This is a genomic window from Winogradskyella tangerina (assembly GCF_003260205.1).
In the GTDB taxonomy this organism is placed as follows: Bacteria; Bacteroidota; Bacteroidia; order Flavobacteriales; family Flavobacteriaceae; genus Winogradskyella; species Winogradskyella tangerina.
In genome coordinates this window covers 316,442-335,575 of record NZ_QERF01000003.1, presented here as the reverse complement: position 1 = coordinate 335,575, position 19,134 = coordinate 316,442, and the positions used below count along the sequence as shown (strand labels likewise).

At 37.8% G+C, this 19,134-nt stretch carries 22 protein-coding genes; 19 read left to right on the top strand and 3 right to left on the bottom strand.

The annotated features are described in order from the left end of the window. Positions 1 to 3 precede the first annotated feature (3 nt). Positions 4 to 1,305: a branched-chain amino acid transport system II carrier protein gene (brnQ, locus tag DDY94_RS07045; protein ID WP_111683337.1), complete on the bottom strand. Its 1,302-nt coding sequence runs from the start codon at positions 1,303 to 1,305 to the stop codon at positions 4 to 6. Continuing rightward, complete coding sequence (locus DDY94_RS07040) at positions 1,306 to 2,856, bottom strand: serine hydrolase (protein WP_111683336.1); 1,551 nt, start codon at positions 2,854 to 2,856, stop codon at positions 1,306 to 1,308. It lies immediately after the preceding gene. A gap of 91 nt (positions 2,857 to 2,947) precedes the next feature. Between DDY94_RS07040 and DDY94_RS07035 the strand changes: the two genes are divergently transcribed. From DDY94_RS07035 to DDY94_RS07025, 3 genes are all read left to right on the top strand, one after another. Beyond that, entirely contained in the window at positions 2,948 to 3,724 is a 777-nt protein-coding gene (locus DDY94_RS07035; RefSeq protein WP_111683335.1) for an alpha/beta fold hydrolase, read from the top strand. A 78-nt stretch (positions 3,725 to 3,802) separates the two neighbouring features. Further along, positions 3,803 to 4,042: a hypothetical protein gene (locus DDY94_RS07030; protein WP_111683334.1), complete on the top strand. Its 240-nt coding sequence runs from the start codon at positions 3,803 to 3,805 to the stop codon at positions 4,040 to 4,042. Between the two features lie 85 nt (positions 4,043 to 4,127). Further along, positions 4,128 to 4,358 carry a hypothetical protein gene (locus DDY94_RS07025; RefSeq protein WP_111683333.1) on the top strand — a complete coding sequence of 77 codons (231 nt, stop codon included), beginning with the start codon at positions 4,128 to 4,130 and terminating at the stop codon, positions 4,356 to 4,358. On the opposite strand, the gene thiL is transcribed toward DDY94_RS07025, so the two are convergent. Continuing rightward, a complete protein-coding gene (gene thiL, locus DDY94_RS07020) occupies positions 4,342 to 5,394 on the bottom strand; it encodes a thiamine-phosphate kinase (RefSeq protein WP_111683332.1) in 1,053 nt (350 codons plus the stop codon). The genes DDY94_RS07025 and thiL overlap by 17 nt on opposite strands. Before the next feature lie 108 nt (positions 5,395 to 5,502). Here thiL and DDY94_RS07015 point away from each other — a divergent pair, with 108 nt between their 5' ends. The 16 genes from DDY94_RS07015 (at position 5,503) to DDY94_RS06940 (ending at position 19,100) form a co-directional block, all read left to right on the top strand. Then, the gene (locus DDY94_RS07015) at positions 5,503 to 6,963 is read left to right on the top strand and encodes a choice-of-anchor B family protein (RefSeq protein ID WP_111683331.1); all 1,461 of its coding nucleotides are present in this window, start codon (positions 5,503 to 5,505) and stop codon (positions 6,961 to 6,963) included. A 5-nt stretch (positions 6,964 to 6,968) separates the two neighbouring features. Next, positions 6,969 to 8,303 (top strand): hypothetical protein, encoded by a 1,335-nt coding sequence (locus DDY94_RS07010; protein ID WP_111683330.1) that lies wholly within the window; start codon positions 6,969 to 6,971, stop codon positions 8,301 to 8,303. A gap of 1 nt (position 8,304) precedes the next feature. Beyond that, complete coding sequence (locus tag DDY94_RS07005) at positions 8,305 to 9,090, top strand: MbnP family protein (RefSeq protein WP_111683329.1); 786 nt, start codon at positions 8,305 to 8,307, stop codon at positions 9,088 to 9,090. A 1-nt stretch (position 9,091) separates the two neighbouring features. Next, positions 9,092 to 10,150, top strand: a complete 1,059-nt coding sequence (locus DDY94_RS07000; protein ID WP_394347012.1) for a cytochrome-c peroxidase — start codon at positions 9,092 to 9,094, stop codon at positions 10,148 to 10,150. A gap of 105 nt (positions 10,151 to 10,255) precedes the next feature. Further along, positions 10,256 to 10,492 carry a hypothetical protein gene (locus DDY94_RS06995; RefSeq protein ID WP_111683328.1) on the top strand — a complete coding sequence of 79 codons (237 nt, stop codon included), beginning with the start codon at positions 10,256 to 10,258 and terminating at the stop codon, positions 10,490 to 10,492. Between the two features lie 113 nt (positions 10,493 to 10,605). Continuing rightward, positions 10,606 to 10,935 carry a HesB/IscA family protein gene (locus DDY94_RS06990; protein ID WP_111683327.1) on the top strand — a complete coding sequence of 110 codons (330 nt, stop codon included), beginning with the start codon at positions 10,606 to 10,608 and terminating at the stop codon, positions 10,933 to 10,935. A 9-nt stretch (positions 10,936 to 10,944) separates the two neighbouring features. Continuing rightward, complete coding sequence (gene sufB, locus DDY94_RS06985) at positions 10,945 to 12,393, top strand: Fe-S cluster assembly protein SufB (protein WP_111683326.1); 1,449 nt, start codon at positions 10,945 to 10,947, stop codon at positions 12,391 to 12,393. A gap of 11 nt (positions 12,394 to 12,404) precedes the next feature. Continuing rightward, positions 12,405 to 12,821, top strand: coding sequence for a hypothetical protein (locus tag DDY94_RS06980; RefSeq protein ID WP_111683325.1), 417 nt, complete (start codon positions 12,405 to 12,407; stop codon positions 12,819 to 12,821). A 5-nt stretch (positions 12,822 to 12,826) separates the two neighbouring features. Next, entirely contained in the window at positions 12,827 to 13,579 is a 753-nt protein-coding gene (gene sufC / locus DDY94_RS06975; RefSeq protein WP_111683324.1) for a Fe-S cluster assembly ATPase SufC, read from the top strand. Positions 13,580 to 13,673: 94 nt separating this feature from the next. Further along, positions 13,674 to 14,987 (top strand): Fe-S cluster assembly protein SufD, encoded by a 1,314-nt coding sequence (gene sufD / locus DDY94_RS06970; RefSeq protein ID WP_111683323.1) that lies wholly within the window; start codon positions 13,674 to 13,676, stop codon positions 14,985 to 14,987. Next, positions 14,988 to 16,226: an aminotransferase class V-fold PLP-dependent enzyme gene (locus tag DDY94_RS06965; protein ID WP_111683322.1), complete on the top strand. Its 1,239-nt coding sequence runs from the start codon at positions 14,988 to 14,990 to the stop codon at positions 16,224 to 16,226. It begins immediately after the preceding gene. A gap of 52 nt (positions 16,227 to 16,278) precedes the next feature. Next, a complete protein-coding gene (locus DDY94_RS06960; RefSeq protein WP_111683321.1) occupies positions 16,279 to 16,758 on the top strand; it encodes a hypothetical protein in 480 nt (159 codons plus the stop codon). Between the two features lie 45 nt (positions 16,759 to 16,803). Further along, a complete protein-coding gene (locus tag DDY94_RS06955; protein ID WP_111683320.1) occupies positions 16,804 to 17,226 on the top strand; it encodes a SufE family protein in 423 nt (140 codons plus the stop codon). A 1-nt stretch (position 17,227) separates the two neighbouring features. Further along, positions 17,228 to 17,554 (top strand): DUF59 domain-containing protein, encoded by a 327-nt coding sequence (locus DDY94_RS06950; protein WP_111683319.1) that lies wholly within the window; start codon positions 17,228 to 17,230, stop codon positions 17,552 to 17,554. 1 nt (position 17,555) lies between these two features. Further along, complete coding sequence (locus DDY94_RS06945; RefSeq protein ID WP_111683318.1) at positions 17,556 to 18,062, top strand: DUF2480 family protein; 507 nt, start codon at positions 17,556 to 17,558, stop codon at positions 18,060 to 18,062. A gap of 129 nt (positions 18,063 to 18,191) precedes the next feature. Continuing rightward, on the top strand, positions 18,192 to 19,100 hold the full coding sequence (locus tag DDY94_RS06940; RefSeq protein WP_111683317.1) for a DUF3078 domain-containing protein: 909 nt from the start codon (positions 18,192 to 18,194) through the stop codon (positions 19,098 to 19,100). Positions 19,101 to 19,134: the final 34 nt, after the last annotated feature.

The window sequence follows — 19,134 nt, the reverse complement described above, 5'->3', positions numbered from 1 at the left end:
TTTTTAATTAGGCCTTTTTACATTTAACAAAACACTCACCCCAAAAACCACAACAGCTGGTAACACCCAACCCAAGTTGTACGAGGCTAGCGGAATATAATTCATCATGCTTTGTAATCCTTCAGATGGACTTATAAATCCAATAACATCAGGAATACTAAAAAGGAATGTCACAATAACCACCGCTCTGAACATTAGTGGCGTGGCAATTCGTTCAGGAAGTACATTCAAAAGAATTAAAACAATCGTTATTGGATAAATAAATAGAAGCACCGGATAAGCGATAACAATGATATCGTGAAAATTCAATTGCCCCACAATTATCCCTGCAGCACAAGCTATAACGGCTGTAGTTATGTAAGCCACTTGCGATTTATTAAACAAGCCTCTAAAATAATCGGCCGTACCAGCCACGATCCCAACAGCTGTGGTAAAACAGGCCAAAGAAATTAAAATACTGAGAACCGTATTTCCAAAATTTCCTAATGCGGCGATGCTTATACCACTCAATAAATTGGCGCGCTGCATATCAGTACTAAGGTCGGCATTAACCTCAATTTCGGAGCCATAGTAAGCACCAGTTGCTATGAGTCCGGCGTAGATAATGAAGAGTCCTGTACCTGCAATGAAACCAGAATTTCTTATAAGTTTTCGTTTCGATTCAAAAGCACTCACCTTCATATTTTTGAACTTCAATGAAACAATAATCACTGCACCAACCACAACAGCACCTATAGCATCGAACGTCTGATAACCTTCTAGTATTCCTGAAACGATTGGAGTTTCAAAAGTTGGCGTTCCGGTTGTGAATGAAGAAGAACTTAAACCAATCCCTATCACCACCAAAAGCATAATGACAATAAGTGGCGTTAAAAACTTTCCGATGAGATTTAGGATTTTAGAGCGGTTCAAAACAAAAACCAGAACCAGAGCGAAATAAATAAAACTTGTGAGTAGTGGATCAGTTCCGAAGGAAGGATGGACGGCAATTTCATGTGTTGCTGATGCTGTTCTGGGCGACGGAATTGCAACAGAAATGATATAAATAATAACACAATAAATAGAACTGAACAAAGGCGAAACTTTCTTCGCAAAATCGTACATAGTGCCTTGCAGTCGAGCATGGGCAAGAATCCCGATAATGGGAATCACTACGGCGGCAATAACAAATCCTATGGTAACAATAAGCCAGTCTTCACCAGCATTAAATCCTAATAATGGAGGTAATAATAAATTGCCTGCTCCGAAGAAAAGTGAGAACAAGGCAAAGCTTGTGACTAAAAGTTCCTTTCGCTGAATGTTCACCTAGTTGGTCTTTTTAAGTTCGAGATCATGGAAATCGAAACTGAAATCCGTAATAGGCGCAATGTATTTCATGCTTGCTGAAACGGCTTCACCTTTTTCATTAAATGTAAACTGCACAAACACATCTGCGTCGTAACTTCTGTCGTTCCATTTGGCTACGTAGGTTGTGGCGTTATACGGTAATAATTCACCAAACAGTCGTGGGGAGCGTACACATCTTATGGCATAACCATTTTCACTGTGAGAAATGATGATATCTCCAAACCAATCGTCCGTGTAAGTGCCTGAAATTTGATCTGGTTTTGGAAGTTGCGAACTATTTTTCATTTTGTCAACCTGAGCATAAACTGCCGCTTTGAGGCTATCGTTGTATTTGAGGTAATTGGTATTTCGTTCACCCAGCATGTTTAACCAACCACGATCCTCATAGCCTAGATACGAATCCTTAATGGTATTGGTAATCGTTGTAAAGGCCGATCCATTCATTTGATTGGTGAGGACAACGATGGCTAAATCTAAATCTGGAATCATAGTGAATTGCGTCACCGTTCCGATCAATCCACCTGTGTGATAAACCTGCTTGTGACCGCCTTTTACATCAGTTACAAACCACCCTAAACCATAACCTCTAAAATTAGAGTTGTACCAATCGCCAGGTCTTACACTTAAAGGTGTTTGTAATTGCCATAACTCATGAAACAATCGCGCATCTAACAAGCGCTCACCACTTTCGGTGACCGCATCATTCATTAAGAACTTTGCCCAGGTCATCATATCATGCACATTACTCACTATACCACCTGCGGCATTTGCCGTTTCACTCCAATCGTGTGGAATCTGGATCACCTTACCTTCTGCTCTTGTATGCGCGTCAATGATATTTGATTTGTCGGTAACACGGTTGTAGGAAGCTTTGGAATTATTCATGCCGACGGGTTTCATAATTTTAGTTTCGATGAACTCTTCCCAAGATAAACCGCTAACACGTTTCAGCACTTCTCCCGCAACAATAAACATATTATTGTTATAGGCGAATTTACTTCTGAACGAGGTTTCGGGCTCTAAATATTTTACATTGTTAATAACATCCTGAACGGTAAAATCATTGCCTTCAGGAAAGAACATAAGGTCACCAGCACCTAATCCCATGCCACTGCGGTGCGTTACGAGATCTCTAACCGTAAAATGTTCGGTTACCCAAGGATCGTGTAATTGGAATTCAGGAATATGCTTACGCACAGGGTCATCCCAATTTAATTTTCCGGCATCAACCATCATGGCTAAAGCAAAGCAAGTAAAGCCCTTACTGTTAGAGGCTACACCAACTAAAGTTTCAGAATTCATTTCTTTTTTAGTGGTCAGTGAACGCACACCATGTCCTTTAGCATAAACCTCCTTACCGTCTTTGTAAATTCCGACTGAAATTCCAGGCACATCAAAAGTTGTTAGTGTTTCTTGTATAAGTTGATCGAGTTGAGCCTCTTCAATTTGTGCTTGAAGTGAGAAGGTTAGAGCAATAACCATCAGGCTTAAAATTCGCTTGAGAATCATTTGAATATTGATTAATTATGAATGCTTTCAAATATAATAAATGTTGTGACGCTTTCTTCAAAAAACAACCGCAAAGCCTATCTTTGTTTTTATGATTGTAGACTACAAAAACAGTACTGTTCATTATACAATAGATGGTGAAGGTCCGGCTTTAGTTTTATTGCATGGATTTTTGGAAACGGTAAATATGTGGGATGCTTTTATTCCTGAATTATCTGAAAGTCATATGGTGATCTGCATCGACCTGTTAGGTCACGGAAAAACAGATAGCATTGGTTATGTTCATACTATGGAGGATATGGCTGAAGCCGTTTATTATGTTTTACAACACTTGAACGTTAAGCAGGCTAAAATTGTTGGTCATTCTATGGGTGGTTATGTGGCTCTGGCTTTGGCAGAGCACTATCCTGAATTAATCAACGGATTGTGCTTATTGAACTCCACCTTTGAAGCTGATGATGACGACCGCAAATTATTAAGAGCACGTGCGGTTGATACCGCAAAAACCAATTATGAGAATTTAGTGCGAATGTCTTTCGCTAATCTGTTTGCTCCTGAAAGTCGAGTAACCTTTCAGACCGAATATGAAGATGCTCTGAAAATTGCATTACAGACATCAGTTCAAGGTTATATTGCCGCTAACAACGGCATGGCTTTACGGCCAAATCGACTGGAAGTTTTCAAGAATGTAAATGGCGAAGCGTTGATTATTACGGGGAAAAAAGATACCTTGATTAACCCTAAATTTATTTCAGAACAGATTCAGAATTCAAAAATTATTCATGAAGAATTATCGGAAGGGCATATGAGTCATATTGAGAATAAATCAGATTTATCTTACTTTTTAAAACGTTTTATCGAAAAATAATTCGTTTTAACGTTTATGATTGAAAATAATCTCTATATTTAGGTCTCTAAATCAAACTAAACCAAAACGACCTACTTTATGCCTACAAAATTATACTGCGATTTTTTTGGTCATAATTACGAAATGACAAAAAAAGTAACCAATCATGTTAAGGAATATACCTGTAAGAATTGTGGTAAAGAATTAACCACAGATAGCAATGGTAAACTCATAGAACTCACACCAAAATACAGAGATATAAATACTGCCTTAGAGCGCATTTATCATAGCAAACTTATGCGTTTAAAGCAAAAATCTCTCACTTCATCGATTTGTTGATTGTTAACAACCTGTGAATAACTCTTTTTCTTATATTTAAATCCCTTTCTTGGATTTATCCTAATTAAGAAAAATAGCAACCACAATGAAAAACGTTTATTGCTCATTATTTGGGCATGATTATAAAGTCTCCAAAGTCGTAACTTACCATGTTAAAGAGTATAAATGTTCGCGTTGCAAATCTGAAATGACCATTGACGGTAATGGTAGATTCACACCTCTTACTCCGAAACGAAAAGAAATCAATTCTGTTTTAAATCGAGTTCATAAAAAACGCTTAGAGAAGGGTCAAAAAATTCTTATGATTGATTATTAAGCGCGTTCCATCCTTTCGCAATAATAGGAATTCGTTCTTCTGCCCTAGTCACTAAATGCATCCCCTTACTTTCTTCTGTCATATAACCAATCACTGTTAGATTTGGATTGCCTTTAATTTTTGGATAATCATCCTGAGCAACTGTCATTAATAATTCATAATCTTCACCTCCGTTTAAGGCAACAGTCGTGCTATCGATATTAAACTCTTCACATGTAGAGATTACCTGTGGGTCTAATGGAATTTTATTCTCGTAAAGATCAACACCTGTCTTACTTTGTTTACAAATATGAATAATTTCCGAAGAAAGACCATCACTAATATCGATCATACTTGTTGGTTTAACTTCGAGTTGTTTAAGTAATTCAACAATGTCTTTACGTGCTTCGGGTTTTAGTTGTCGTTCTACAATATAAGTATACATCGAAAGATCGGGTTGCGACTGCGGATTCACTTTAAAAACTTCCTTCTCGCGTTCTAAAACTTGAAGACCCATATAAGCGCCACCTAAATCCCCTGTTACAACTAATAAATCATTTGGCTGTGCACCAGTTCTTAATACCTGCTCTCCTTGATTCACTTCGCCAATCGCTGTAATGGAAATTATTAGTCCGGATGTTGAGGATGTTGTATCTCCACCTACGACATCTACATTGTAAAGTTTCGCTGCAGTACTTATCCCTGCATATAACTCTTCAAGAGCCTCTAAAGGAAAACGATTTGAAACTGCAATAGATACCGTAATTTGGGTAGCCATAGCATTCATGGCATAGATATCAGAAAGATTTACCATTACGGCCTTATACCCTAAATGTTTCAAAGGCACATAACTCAAATCGAAATGAACACCTTCTATTAAGAGGTCTGTAGAAATAACTACATCTTTATTTTCAAACTTCAAAATTGCAGCATCGTCACCAATCCCCTTAACAGTCGATTTCTGATTGATCTCAAAATGATCCGTTAAATGTTCTATCAGTTTAAACTCTCCTAATTCGCTTAAGGGAGTGCGTTTTGGGTTTTTATCCTCTATCATGCTGCAAAAATATTACCCTTTTTTTAATAACGGTCCCATTTTTGTGGTTAATTCTGCATTATTCGAAGCCAAGTGTAAAAAATTACCGTAAATTGCTAAAAAAAGTATATGAAACCTACCGCCCTTAAAAAATTCTACTTTATAGTATTTGCTATAGTTTTTTCAACCGTTTTAGTTGTTTCTTGCTCAAGTGATGATGATGGAACGTCTCCAGCTCCAGTCGATTCTGATAATGATACTATAGTAGATGGAACTGATAACTGTCCTAATACATTTAACCCTGATCAGTTAGATACCGATAATGATGGTATAGGCGATGCGTGCGACGACGATGATGATGGTGATGGCGTTTTAGATATTAATGACAATTGTCCTTTGACAGCTAATCCTTCTCAAGAAGATTCGGATAATGATGGTTTGGGTGATGCCTGTGATGACAATACTATTCTACCTCAATTTCCGTGTGAAAATGGTATGGCAAACGGACATCCTTGTGATGGCTTTGATCTAATGAGTCACATTCCAATTAATGTTCTTGGTGGTGCTGGTGCCGAAGGTAACGACTCATGGGGTTGGACAGATCCTACAAACAATAACGAATATGCATTAGTTTGCACAACTACAGGTTCTGCTTTTGTTGATATTACGGACCCTTCAGACCCTGTGCTTTTAGGAACACTTCCTACCGCAACATCTAATAGTCCGTGGAGAGACATAAAAGTTTATAATGATCATGCCTTTATTGTAAGCGAAGCTCCAGATCATGGTATGCAAGTTTTTGATCTCACCCGACTGAGAAATGTAACTAATCCTCCCGTGACCTTCACTGCTGATGCCAACTACAATGGCTTTGGAAGTGCCCATAACATTGTTATTAACGAAGACAGTGGTTTTGCTTATGCCGTTGGAACCACAACATTTAATGGCGGGCCGCATTTTGTAGATATTCAAAATCCTACCATGCCAGTAGCTGCCGGAGGTTATGCTGATGATTCTTACTCTCACGATGCGCAAGTGGTTACTTATAATGGTCCTGATACTGATTATGCTGGACGAGAAATCTATATTGGCAGTAACGAAAATGAAGTAGTGATAATTGATGTCACTGATAAAGCCAATCCAACACAAATTTCAACCATTGGCTATTCTAATATTGGCTATACACACCAAGGCTGGTTTACAGAAGACATGGAATATTTCATATTAGGTGATGAAGTTGATGAAATAAACTTCGGTGGAAATACCCGCACAATTGTTTTTGATTTCACTGACCTCGACAATCCAATTTTTCACATGGATTATTTTGGTCCAACGACAGCTATAGACCATAATGGTTATGTAGTTGGCGACACTTTTTATATGGCTAATTATACAGCTGGGCTTAGAGCAATAGATATTTCAAACATTGATGCAGGAATAATGACCGAATCGGGTTTCTTTGATTCGTTCATTCCTACCAATAATGTGTCTTTTAACGGCGCCTGGAATATTTATCCATTCTTTGAAAGTGGAAATATTGTAGTCAGCGATATCAATGGCGGCTTGTTTATTGTCCGACCTTCTAACTAGGAAATATGAATAGAGCCTGGTCATATTATGTTTGCACTTTGCTCTCACTACTCATGTTAAGCTGCAGTAATGATGACGGGGTTATTGAAAACAATGCAAATCCAGTCACAATAGTTAAGACCTATGGCGGTTCAAACAATGATAGTGGGCAATCTGTTGTAGCTACCTCAGATGGAGGCTACGCTATTTTAGGATTCACGCAAAGTAATGATGGTGATATTACGGATAAGCAAGATGAAAGCTTTGACTATTGGGTTTTAAAATTTGATGCGCAAGATAACTTGGAATGGCAAAAAACCTACGGCGGAGATGCCGACGATAGAGGTCGTAATATCATTCAAACACAAGATGGTGGCTATGCCATTCTAGGTTTCAGTTTTAGCGCTTCGGGAGATGTTAGTGACAATGCCGGACTTCAAGATTTCTGGTTAGCTAAACTAGATGCCTTTGGCAATATCACCTGGCAAAAATCATATGGTTTCCAAGGGGCAGATTCTGGTATATCCGTCATTCAAACTAATGACCAAGGATATTTAATCTCAGGAACTCTAGATGTTACAGCATCTGGTGGCGCTGGCAACACATCACGTCAATCAGATAGACATGCAGGTGGTGATTATTGGGTATTGAAAATTGATAGTTCAGGAAATTTAGAATGGAGTCGCTACTTCGGAGGAAACTTCACGGATACACCTGAAGGCATTGCACAAACAAGTGACAATGGATTTATAATTGCCGGAGGTTCGGATAGCGCAGACACAGACATTTCAGGAAATCTTGGATCCTACGATTTTTGGGTTATAAGAATATCTTCAACAGGAGGGTTGGTTTGGGAGAAATCGTTTGGAGGAAGTCAAATTGACGAAGCAAGAGGAATTATTCGTACCAATGATGGTAACTTTATAATAGCTGGAGATACACGAAGCACCGATAATGACGTTTCCAACAATAAAGGTGGTGCCGATCTTTGGTTAATAAAAATTTCGCCAAATGGAGATATTATTTGGGAAAAGACCCTAGGTGGCTCTAGTTTTGATGTTGCGAGGGCTATTTCAAAATCACAAAACAATGGGTTTATCTTAGCTGGTAGCTCGCGAAGTAATGACAATGACGTTTCTGAAAATAAAGGACAAAACGATGCTTGGATTGTTTATGTAGACGACAACGGAGATATCATCTGGGAGCGAAGTGTCGGAGGTTCTAACATAGATTTTTCCTATGGCGTTACCGAATTAAACAACGGTACCGTTATTGGCGTTGGAGACACCACCAGCAATGATGGAGACATCATAGAGAATAAAGGATTTACAGATTTACTTTTAATAAAAATTGGAGATTAAAATGATTAAGAAAATTATTGCGTTGCTTGTTTTTACTGCATGTCTTTGCGCTTGTGAAACTGATGACTCAGACCCTGCAAATTCGCAGCAGGTAAATCCCACCTTCAGATTTACATTTAATTGGGATGGTACCGCTGTAACCAATGCAGACCTGAATAGTTTTAATTTTGTAAATGCGAATGGCGAAACTTTGAGTATTGAACGTTTGCGCTATGTGATTTCAGATATAACTTTTAGAACAAATTCAGGTGAAGTGTTAAGCACTAATGCTCATAATTTAGTTGATATCAGTATCGATAATAGCTTAACCTTTGAATTACCGAGTACTATTCCCGTAGGCAATTTTAACAATGTGTCATTTACTTTCGGTCTCGACAATGAAGACAATGCCCAAAACTATGTGGATCTCAATTCAGCTTCTTTCAATGTCCCAGATATGTTAGGTGGTGGCTACCATTACATGCAATTCGATGGAAAGTTTATCAATTCAAGCATGGATGAACAAGGCTTTAACTACCATGCAATTAGAGCGGTTGACAATCCAGGGCCTAATCCAACTTTTCCACAAGACACATTTTTCAATGTGAATTTAGGAGCTATTGCGATAACCAACGGAACTGAAATTGAAATTCAGATGAATATTGCTGAATGGTTTAAGAACCCAAACCAATGGGATTTAAATGTTTATAATCAGATGTTAATGCCAAATTCTACGGCTCAGATTTTAATGTTTGAAAATGGACAGAGTGTATTTAGTTTAGGTGAAGTAACCCAAATTACGGAGTAGAGTGAAAGCCAACAGATGGATATTGTTGATTTTTGCCGTTTGCAGCCTGAGTTGTTCTGATGACGAAAGAGGCTATGAACCAACGGCGATGCCTTTAGATATTCCAGAGATTTTCTCTAGCAATATTATTGCCCCTGTTATTCCTGCCGACAATCCTCAGACTGTTGAAGGTGTAGCCCTAGGGAAAAAATTATTCTTCGATAAAATTCTATCTGCAAATGGAACTAAAGCTTGTGCCTTTTGCCATGCTCCTCAACAGGCCTTTACAGATAATATGATAACGAGCGTTGGCATTGATGGCATTGCCGGCACACGAAACTCTATGCCTATTTTTAATTTGGCTTGGAATTACGATAAACGTTTTAACTGGGATGGAAGTGCATTGAGTTTAGAGCGACAGGCCGAAGAACCCGTAGAAAATCCTATTGAACTTCATAGCGATTGGGATAATGTTGTTGAGCGACTACAAGCAGATCCTGAATATCCTGAATTGTTTCAATTGGCTTTCAACACCTCAACTATAACTAAAGAGCTTACAACAAAAGCTATCGCGCAATTTGAGCGTACGCTTATTTCGGCCAATTCAAAATTTGACCAATATTCCTTAGGGCAAACCACGTTGACTGCTCAAGAATTAAACGGATTGGACATTTTTCTTAGAGAAGATAAAGGCGATTGTTTTCATTGTCATGGTAATCCAAATAATCCACTTTGGACCAACAATGATTTCCATAACAATGGCCTCGATGCAACCTTCACTGACTTAGGTCTGGGCGCTGTAACTGGCGATCCTAACGACAACGGTAAATTTAGAACCCCATCACTACGCAATTTGGCCTACACGGCTCCTTACATGCACGATGGCAGGTTTACTACTTTAGATGAAGTTATTGATCATTACAGCGAAGGACTTCAAGATTCTCCTACCATCGATCCGCTCATGAAACAGGTAGATCAGGGCGGCGTGCAATTAACCGATCAGGAAAAAGCCGATCTCAAAGCATTTTTGCTAACACTTTCCGACCCTTCATTCATAAATAATCCAGATTTTCAAAATTGATATTGTAAGAAATATCCGTTAAAATAGTGTGTTTCATCGAAAAATCATGTGTTTTAGCATGTTCTTTTGTGAAAATTACTAAATTTTCAATCCCAAATCTTACGAATGAAACCTACTTCGAACAAAGCAGTCCCTTGTGCTGTGTTTGGTCATAATTTTGTGAAAACAAAAACAAATTCTGATCAAACCATAGACCTGAAATGTAGCCACTGTGGTGTAACTGAGACCACGGATAAAAATGGCAATTTCGATGAGTTCAGCATTGCTAATAAAGACGTTCAATCTACCCTTAGACAATTATTTCATCTTAACTTACAATTGTCGAAACCAAAGTTTTCCTAATTCCATAGGAAAATTCTATTAACTTATATGCTAATATAATGTTAGCAAATATGGTTTAACCTAAGCTATATCGTATATTTGCATTCAATTTAGAATTAATCTATTTTAAGATTATGATTAAAGTTTCTGAACAAGCAAAGCGTAAAGTCGTTGAACTTATGAATGACGACGGCTTTAATCCTGATACTGACTACATTAGAGTTGGTGTTAAAAGTGGTGGATGCTCTGGTTTGTCGTACGATTTAAAATTTGACAAAGAACAAATTGATGGTGATAAAGTGTTTGAAGATAATGGCGTAAAAATCATCGTTGATAAAAAGAGTTTTCTTTACCTCATAGGCACAACACTCGAATATTCTGGTGGACTTAACGGCACTGGTTTTGTATTCAACAATCCTAATGCAAATCGCACTTGCGGTTGTGGCGAATCATTTTCACTTTAAAAAAGACGCATGAGTAAGTATACTGAAGACGATTTAAGAGAAGAGTTAAAAACCAAAGAATACGAATACGGTTTTTATACAGATATAGAATCTGACACATTTCCTGTTGGCCTAAACGAAGATATTGTTAGAGCCATTTCGAAAAAGAAGGAAGAGCCCGAGTGGATGACCGAATGGCGATTACAAGCCTTTAAAGTTTGGAAAGAAATGACCGAACCAGAATGGGCAAATGTACATTATGAAAAACCAGATTTTCAGGCGATCTCTTATTACTCGGCACCAAACAGTAAGCCAAAATACGATAGCTTAGATGAAGTTGATCCAGAATTATTGGCAACTTTCGAAAAGCTAGGGATTTCTCTTGATGAGCAAAAGAAATTAGCTGGTGTTGCCATGGATGTGGTGGTAGATTCAGTTTCTGTAGCAACGACATTCAAAAAGACATTAGCTGAAAAAGGAATCATCTTTATGAGTATTTCTGAAGCCATTCAGGAGCACCCTGAATTGGTGAAAAAATATATCGGTACTGTTGTTCCTCAAAAAGATAACTTTTATGCAGCTTTAAATTCTGCCGTATTTAGTGATGGTTCATTCTGTTACATTCCGAAAGGTGTTAAGTGCCCAATGGAATTGTCGACATACTTCAGAATTAACCAAGCTGGTACAGGTCAGTTTGAGCGTACTTTAGTAATTGCTGATGAAGGCAGTTATGTGAGTTACCTCGAAGGTTGTACTGCGCCAAGTAGAGATGAAAACCAGTTGCATGCGGCCGTTGTGGAACTCATTGCGTTAGACGACGCGGAAATAAAATATTCAACAGTACAAAACTGGTACCCAGGTAATGCCGAAGGTAAAGGTGGTGTTTACAACTTTGTAACCAAGAGAGGTTTATGCGAAACCAATGCAAAAATATCTTGGACACAGGTTGAAACTGGTTCAGCAGTAACATGGAAATATCCTTCATGCGTATTAAAAGGAGACAATTCAGTTGGTGAGTTTTACTCCATTGCTGTGACGAATAATTTCCAGCAAGCAGACACCGGAACCAAAATGGTTCACTTAGGGAAAAATACCAAGTCAACAATTATTTCAAAAGGTATTTCGGCTGGTAAATCTCAAAATTCATATCGCGGTCTTGTACAGATTAGCTCGCGTGCAGATAATGCTCGAAATTTCTCCCAATGCGATAGTCTATTGATGGGTAATGAGTGCGGTGCACACACGTTTCCATACATAGAAGCCAAAAATAAATCAGCACAGATAGAACACGAGGCTACAACGAGTAAAATTGGTGAGGACCAAATTTTTTACTGTAACCAGCGTGGGATCGATACTGAGAAAGCCATTGCACTAATCGTTAATGGGTTTAGTAAAGAAGTTCTAAATAAACTTCCAATGGAATTTGCAGTTGAAGCGCAAAAATTATTGGAAATAAGTTTAGAAGGTTCTGTAGGATAAAAACGAATAATATGAAAAAAGTATTTGTTATTCTTTTACTGATAATGGGAGTTGTGGCTTGTAAAAATGAGTCGAAACAGAACATCGACCTCGAAGAAAATCGTGCAAAATCTTACGATCAAAACGATGGACTTATTACTATGAAAGGTGATTTTCTTTACGATGAGGCACAAAAAGCTGCAGTATTTGAAATGCCTAACGGCGATATTTATGGTGTTGTGGTCGATGACAATATGTTGGCGTTACACGAACAGGTGAAACCCTTCAAAACGAACGAGTACACATCCGTCCCTGTTACAATTAGAGTTAAGAGAACAGAAAATACTGATCAGAATATTCTATGGAAGAATATTATAGAAGTTAAAGACATTTTAAAGGTGGAAGCACCTGATCCAAATAAAAAAGACGTAATTCAATTAGCAAACTAAAAGCAATGTTAAAGATAAATAACTTACACGCTAGTGTAGATGATAAAGCCATTTTAAAAGGCATTAATCTTCATGTTAAACCAGGTGAAGTTCATGCCATTATGGGACCTAATGGTTCTGGTAAAAGTACTTTGGCCGCAGTTGTTGCAGGTAAGGAAGATTATGAGGTTGAAGAGGGAGAAATCCTTTTAGATGGTGAAAATATTGACGAGCTTGGCCCAGAAGAACGCGCCCACAAAGGTGTATTCTTATCGTTTCAATATCCAGTGGAAATTCCTGGAGTTAGTGTTACTAACTTCATGAAAACCGCGATCAACGAAACGCGTAAAGCGAAAGGATTAGAAGATATGCCCGCTAACGAAATGCTAAAAATGATTCGTGAAAAATCTGAAATGCTAGAGATCGATCGTAAGTTTTTATCGCGCTCGCTCAACGAAGGATTTTCAGGTGGTGAGAAGAAACGAAATGAGATCTTTCAAATGGCTATGTTAGAACCAAAATTGGCTATTCTAGACGAGACAGATTCTGGATTGGATATCGATGCTCTAAGAATTGTGGCTAACGGCGTTAACAAACTAAAATCAAAAGATAATGCGGTTATAGTAATCACACACTATCAGCGTTTATTAGATTATATAGTGCCAGATTTTGTTCATGTTTTACACGATGGTAAGATCGTAAAATCAGGACCAAAAGAATTAGCGCACGAATTAGAAGCCAAAGGTTACGACTGGATTAAAGAAGAAGTAGGCGCATAGCGCCAAGAAACAGTAGGCAGTAACAGTATTCAGTTATGATACATCAAATAAAACTAGCTGAACAACTGTGACCGAAAACTGAAAACTGAAACATATGGAATTAAAAGAGAAGCTCGTATCGTCTTTCATGGCCTTCGAAAATATGGTCGACATAGATTCACCTGTCCATGATATTAGAACCGAAGCTATAAAACAATTTGAAGTTGAAGGATTCCCGACTAAGCGTCAGGAAGCTTGGAAATATACTTCATTGAATTCGGTATTGAAACACGATTATAGTGTATTTCCCAAGCATGAAGAGGCTCTAGAGTTTAAGGATGTAAAGAAATATTTCATTCACGAAATTGATTCTTATAAGATCATTTTTATCGACGGCAAGTACTCATCGCACTTATCTCAAACCACTCATGATGGTATTGACGTATGCTTAATGTCGGCGGCTTTGACCAAACCAAAATACAGATTGGTCATTGAAAACTATTTCAATAAGATCGCAACAAAAGATGGCTTATCATCTCTAAATACCGCATTCTCTGCCGAAGGCGCTTACATTCACATTCCGAAGAATAAACTGGTTGAAAAACCAATTCAAATTTTACATTTTTCTACAGGAAATGAGTCTGCTTTGATGTTGCAGCCTCGAAATCTAATTGTCGCTGATGAGAATTCACACGTTCAGATCATTGAGCGTCATCAGAGTTTAACAGACAACCCTGTTCTCACAAATAGCGTAACTGAAATTTTCGCTAACAAAAGAGCCATTGTAGATTATTATAAAATTCAGAACGATAGAGAAACCGCTTCATTAATTGATAATACGTTTATCAATCAAAAGCGTGAAAGTATTGCTAAGGTGCACACGTTTTCTTTCGGAGGAAAGTTAACTCGAAATAATCTGAATTTCTTTCAAAATGGAGAGCGTTTAGATTCTACAATGAAAGGCATTACCATAATTGGTAACAAGCAACATGTAGATCACAATACCTTAGTGCATCATATCGAGCCTAATTGTGAAAGTCACCAAGACTACAAAGGTATTTTCGATGATAGCGCTACTGGTGTTTTCAACGGAAAAGTTATTGTTGAAAAAGAAGCACAGAAGACAAATGCATTTCAGGCTAATAACAATATTTTAATTAGCGATAAGGCAAGTATAAATACCAAGCCTCAGCTTGAAATTTTTGCGGACGACGTGAAATGTTCTCATGGATGTACCATCGGACAACTCGATGAAAGTGCCATGTTTTATCTGCGTTCTCGAGGTATTCCTGAGAAAGAAGCCAGAGCATTATTGATGTTTGCCTTTAGTAATAATGTATTAGACTCCGTTAAGATTCCTGAAATAAAGAATAGAATTACCAAGATCATCGCTCAGAAATTGGGTGTAAATATCGGGTTCGACCTATAAATGAGTAAAACATTAGATCATACAACCTTTAATGTTGAAACCATTAGAAAAGACTTCCCAATACTCAATCGAGAAGTTAACGGAAAACCTCTGATCTATTTTGATAATGCGGCAACATCGCAAACACCTCAGCAGGTGATCGATGTCATTGTAGATTACTATTCAAACTACAACGCTAATATTCATCGTGGTGTGCATGCCTTAAGTCAGGAAGCCACTGATGCGTACGAGCAAGCACGACGAAAAATTCAAACGCATTTTAATGCCGAATATGCCCACGAGATTATTTTCACCTCCGGTACTACGCATGGCATTAATTTAGTAGCTAATGGATTTTCATCACTTCTTAAAAAAGGTGATGAGATCATCGTTTCAGCTTTAGAGCACCACAGTAATATTGTGCCTTGGCAAATGCTTTGTGAGAAAACTGGTGCTGAATTGAAGGTCATCCCCATGAATGACAATGGCGAGTTAGAACTCTCTGCATTTGAAGCACTTCTCAATGAGAACACCAAACTGGTTTTTGTGAATCATATTTCGAATGCGCTAGGCACTATAAATCCAATTGAAGAAATCATCAGCAAAGCCCATTCTGTTGGAGCGGCTGTTTTAGTAGATGGTGCACAATCTTGCCCTCATATAAAACCAGATGTACAGGCATTAGATGTTGATTTTTATGTATGCTCCGCACACAAAATCTGCGGTCCTACGGGTGTAGGAATGCTTTATGGTAAACAAGACTGGCTTAAAAAATTACCCCCTTACCAAGGTGGTGGTGAAATGATCGCAGAAGTCACTTTTGAAAAAACCACCTACGCAGATCTTCCACATAAGTTTGAAGCTGGCACACCCAATGTTTGTGGTGGTATTGCCTTTGGGGCAGCATTAGACTATATGAATGCTATTGGATTTGAAACTATTGCCAATTATGAGCACGAATTATTAGAACATGCTACTCATCTTCTGCAACAAATTGAAGGCGTTAAGATCTACGGAACTGCCAAACACAAAACTTCGGTAATTTCATTTAATGTTGGTAATATTCACCCTTACGATATCGGTACTATTTTAGATAAAATGGGTATTGCCGTGCGTACTGGTCATCACTGTGCCCAGCCAATAATGGATTATTATAACATTCCTGGTACCATTAGAGCATCATTTATGTTCTACAATACCAAAGCAGAAATCGATACCTTTATTGCAGCATTGAAGAAGGCAATTATGATGTTGTCTTAAACTTTGGCTTCTTTTTTGTATCATTACTAGTATCAACTTAAAGTATGGTATTATGAAACTAATTGTATGCTTTTTAATAATGTTGGTTTCGGTTAAGGATTGCAATAATAAAACCGAGACTTCCAACGCCGTAGCACCAGAGCAGTCAGAAATGAGAATGACTCAAAAAGATATGAAAGTATCGTATAGAGCTTCAACCAGAGGGTTCTTTCAAGTGATTGAAATTGTTGGAGATTCAATCTCATATACGAATGATTATAACTTGAAGGATTTCAAGACTTTTGCTATTCCTTCGGAAGAAAAACAAGCTTTACAAACTTTATTGAGCGAAATCGATATAAAGGAGCTGCCTAACCTTAAACCTCCTTCAAAAACACATCAATATGATGCCGCACCGGCAGCATTTTTGAAAGTGAATACTGGTGATGAGGAATTTATGACACCTACCTTCGATCATGGTAAGCCTCCAAAGATGATTTCAGATATAGTTGAAAAGATTTTATCTATCAAAACCATGTTTGACAAACCATAGGGATGACGTATCTTTGCAACGAATAATAATTGCAATTAAGGGCTGATGACAATAGTAGAAATTCAAAATGAAATAATCGACGAGTTTTCAATGTTTGACGATTGGGAAGAACGCTATCAATACATGATAGATCTAGGAAAAACGCTTCCACTTATCGATGAACAATTCAAAACTGAAGATCATATCATAAAAGGCTGCCAAAGCAAAGTTTGGGTACATGCCAATATGGAGGACGACAAGGTGAATTTCACCGCTGATAGTGATGCTATTATTACCAAAGGGATTATTGCCATCTTGATCAGAGTGTTTTCAAATCAACACCCAAAAGATATTATTGAAGCCGATACCGATTTTATTGACAAAATCGGCTTAAAAGAGCACTTATCTCCTACCAGAGCCAATGGACTGGTAAGTATGATAAAGCAATTAAAAATGTATGCAATAGCATACCAAACACAATTGAATTAAAATGAGTGAAGCAACTATAGATACTACTGTTTTGGGAGATAAGATCGTAAGAGTTTTAAAGACTATTTATGATCCTGAAATTCCTGTGGACATCTACGAATTAGGACTAATTTACGACGTATTGGTGAATGAAGACTACGATGTAAAGATCTTAATGACCTTAACGTCACCAAATTGCCCTGTGGCCGAAACCTTACCTCTCGAAGTTGAAGAAAAGGTTAAGTCTATTAACGAGGTAAAGGATGCTGAGGTTGAAATTACTTTTGATCCGCCTTGGTCTCAAGACCTAATGAGCGAAGAAGCAAAGTTAGAATTAGGCATGCTTTAATATGGCTGAAGAAATTGTAAATAGAGTTGCCAATAGTAAACTTAAGGTCATTGACCTCGAAGATTACTATCCTGAAGGACAACGCGTTTTATTTGACATTAAGGACTGGCTACTTGAAGGATTAGTACTTCGAGAAAAAGACTTTAGGGTTTCAGTTGCTGCCCATGATTGGTCTACTTATAAAGACGCTTATGTTGCTTTGCATTGCTCAACAGATGCTATTGTTCCTGATTGGGCCTATATGCTTATTGCAACCCAACTTCAAGGAATCTCTAAATTAACGGTAATGGGTTCTTTAGAGCATTTGGAATCTATCCTTTATGCTTCAATTATTTCAGAATTAGACACATCTGTTTACCAAGATCTACCTGTGATCATCAAGGGTTGTTCTCATAAACCTGTACCGCCGAATGCTCTGGTATTACTTTCTCAAAAGCTTCAACCATACGCTAAATCTATTATGTTTGGTGAAGCCTGCTCCTCTGTTCCTCTTTTCAAAAGAAAATAAATTGTGACCTTCAATAAGTTATGAGGTCTAAGTAATGATGATTTGGTAGGAATTATCTCTGCCGCTGACGTCAATAAAACTTATATTTGTAAACAAATAACAACTTTGGTTTATTAAAAATTATTAATCATGAACAGAAAATTACTTTTATCAGCACTTTTAATATTTGCTGTAGCCTTTGGTTATTCTCAAACAAAGGAAGAATTAGAAGCTCAGAAAGCAGAAAAACAAGCTGAAGCCGACAAATTTCAGGGCGAAGCCGATGCTATTCAAGCGCAAATCGACGCTCTTCCAGGATGGAGAGTTGGTGCTTTTGGTACAATTGGTGGTAGCTTATCGAACTTCAGTAAGTGGTACGCTCAAGGAGCACCAAACAACCAATCGGGTGCTATTGGTTTCACTGTAAATGCCTTTGCTAACAAAATTGAGGATAAATACTTTTGGAGAAATAGCTTGAATACCAATTTCAACTGGACCAAGTTAGACAATAAAGATAATCCTAACGACAGTGACTCTTTTGAGCCTACTACAGATGTATTCAACTTAACATCTCTATACGGTAGACGCTTGAATGATAAATGGGCCGTTTCAGGTTTGGCGGAGTACAGAACAACTATACTTAACAACTTTAATGATCCTGGTTATTTAGACCTTGGTGTTGGTTTTACTTGGACGCCAATTACCGATTTAGTGGTTGTGATTCACCCTGCGAACTACAATTTTGTATTCTCAAGTGGTGATACGGTTTTCGATTCATCATTTGGTGCTAAGATCGTTGCAGACTACACAAGACAACTAGGAAAAGTTAATTTCAAAACGAATTTATCAGCTTTCCAAAGCTATGAGGATAGTAACCTATCTAACTGGACGTGGATCAATTCATTCGCATACACCTTCTGGAAAGGTATTGGTGTTGGATTTGATTTTGGTCTTAGAAGTAACAGACAAGAAGCTGCTAACTTCCAGGGAACAACCTTAGAAGATGCAGATAACGACATACAAAGCTATTACACTGTTGGTGTTAGCTATAGTTTCTAAGAAACACTATATCAAACTAAAAAGGTTGGGCTCA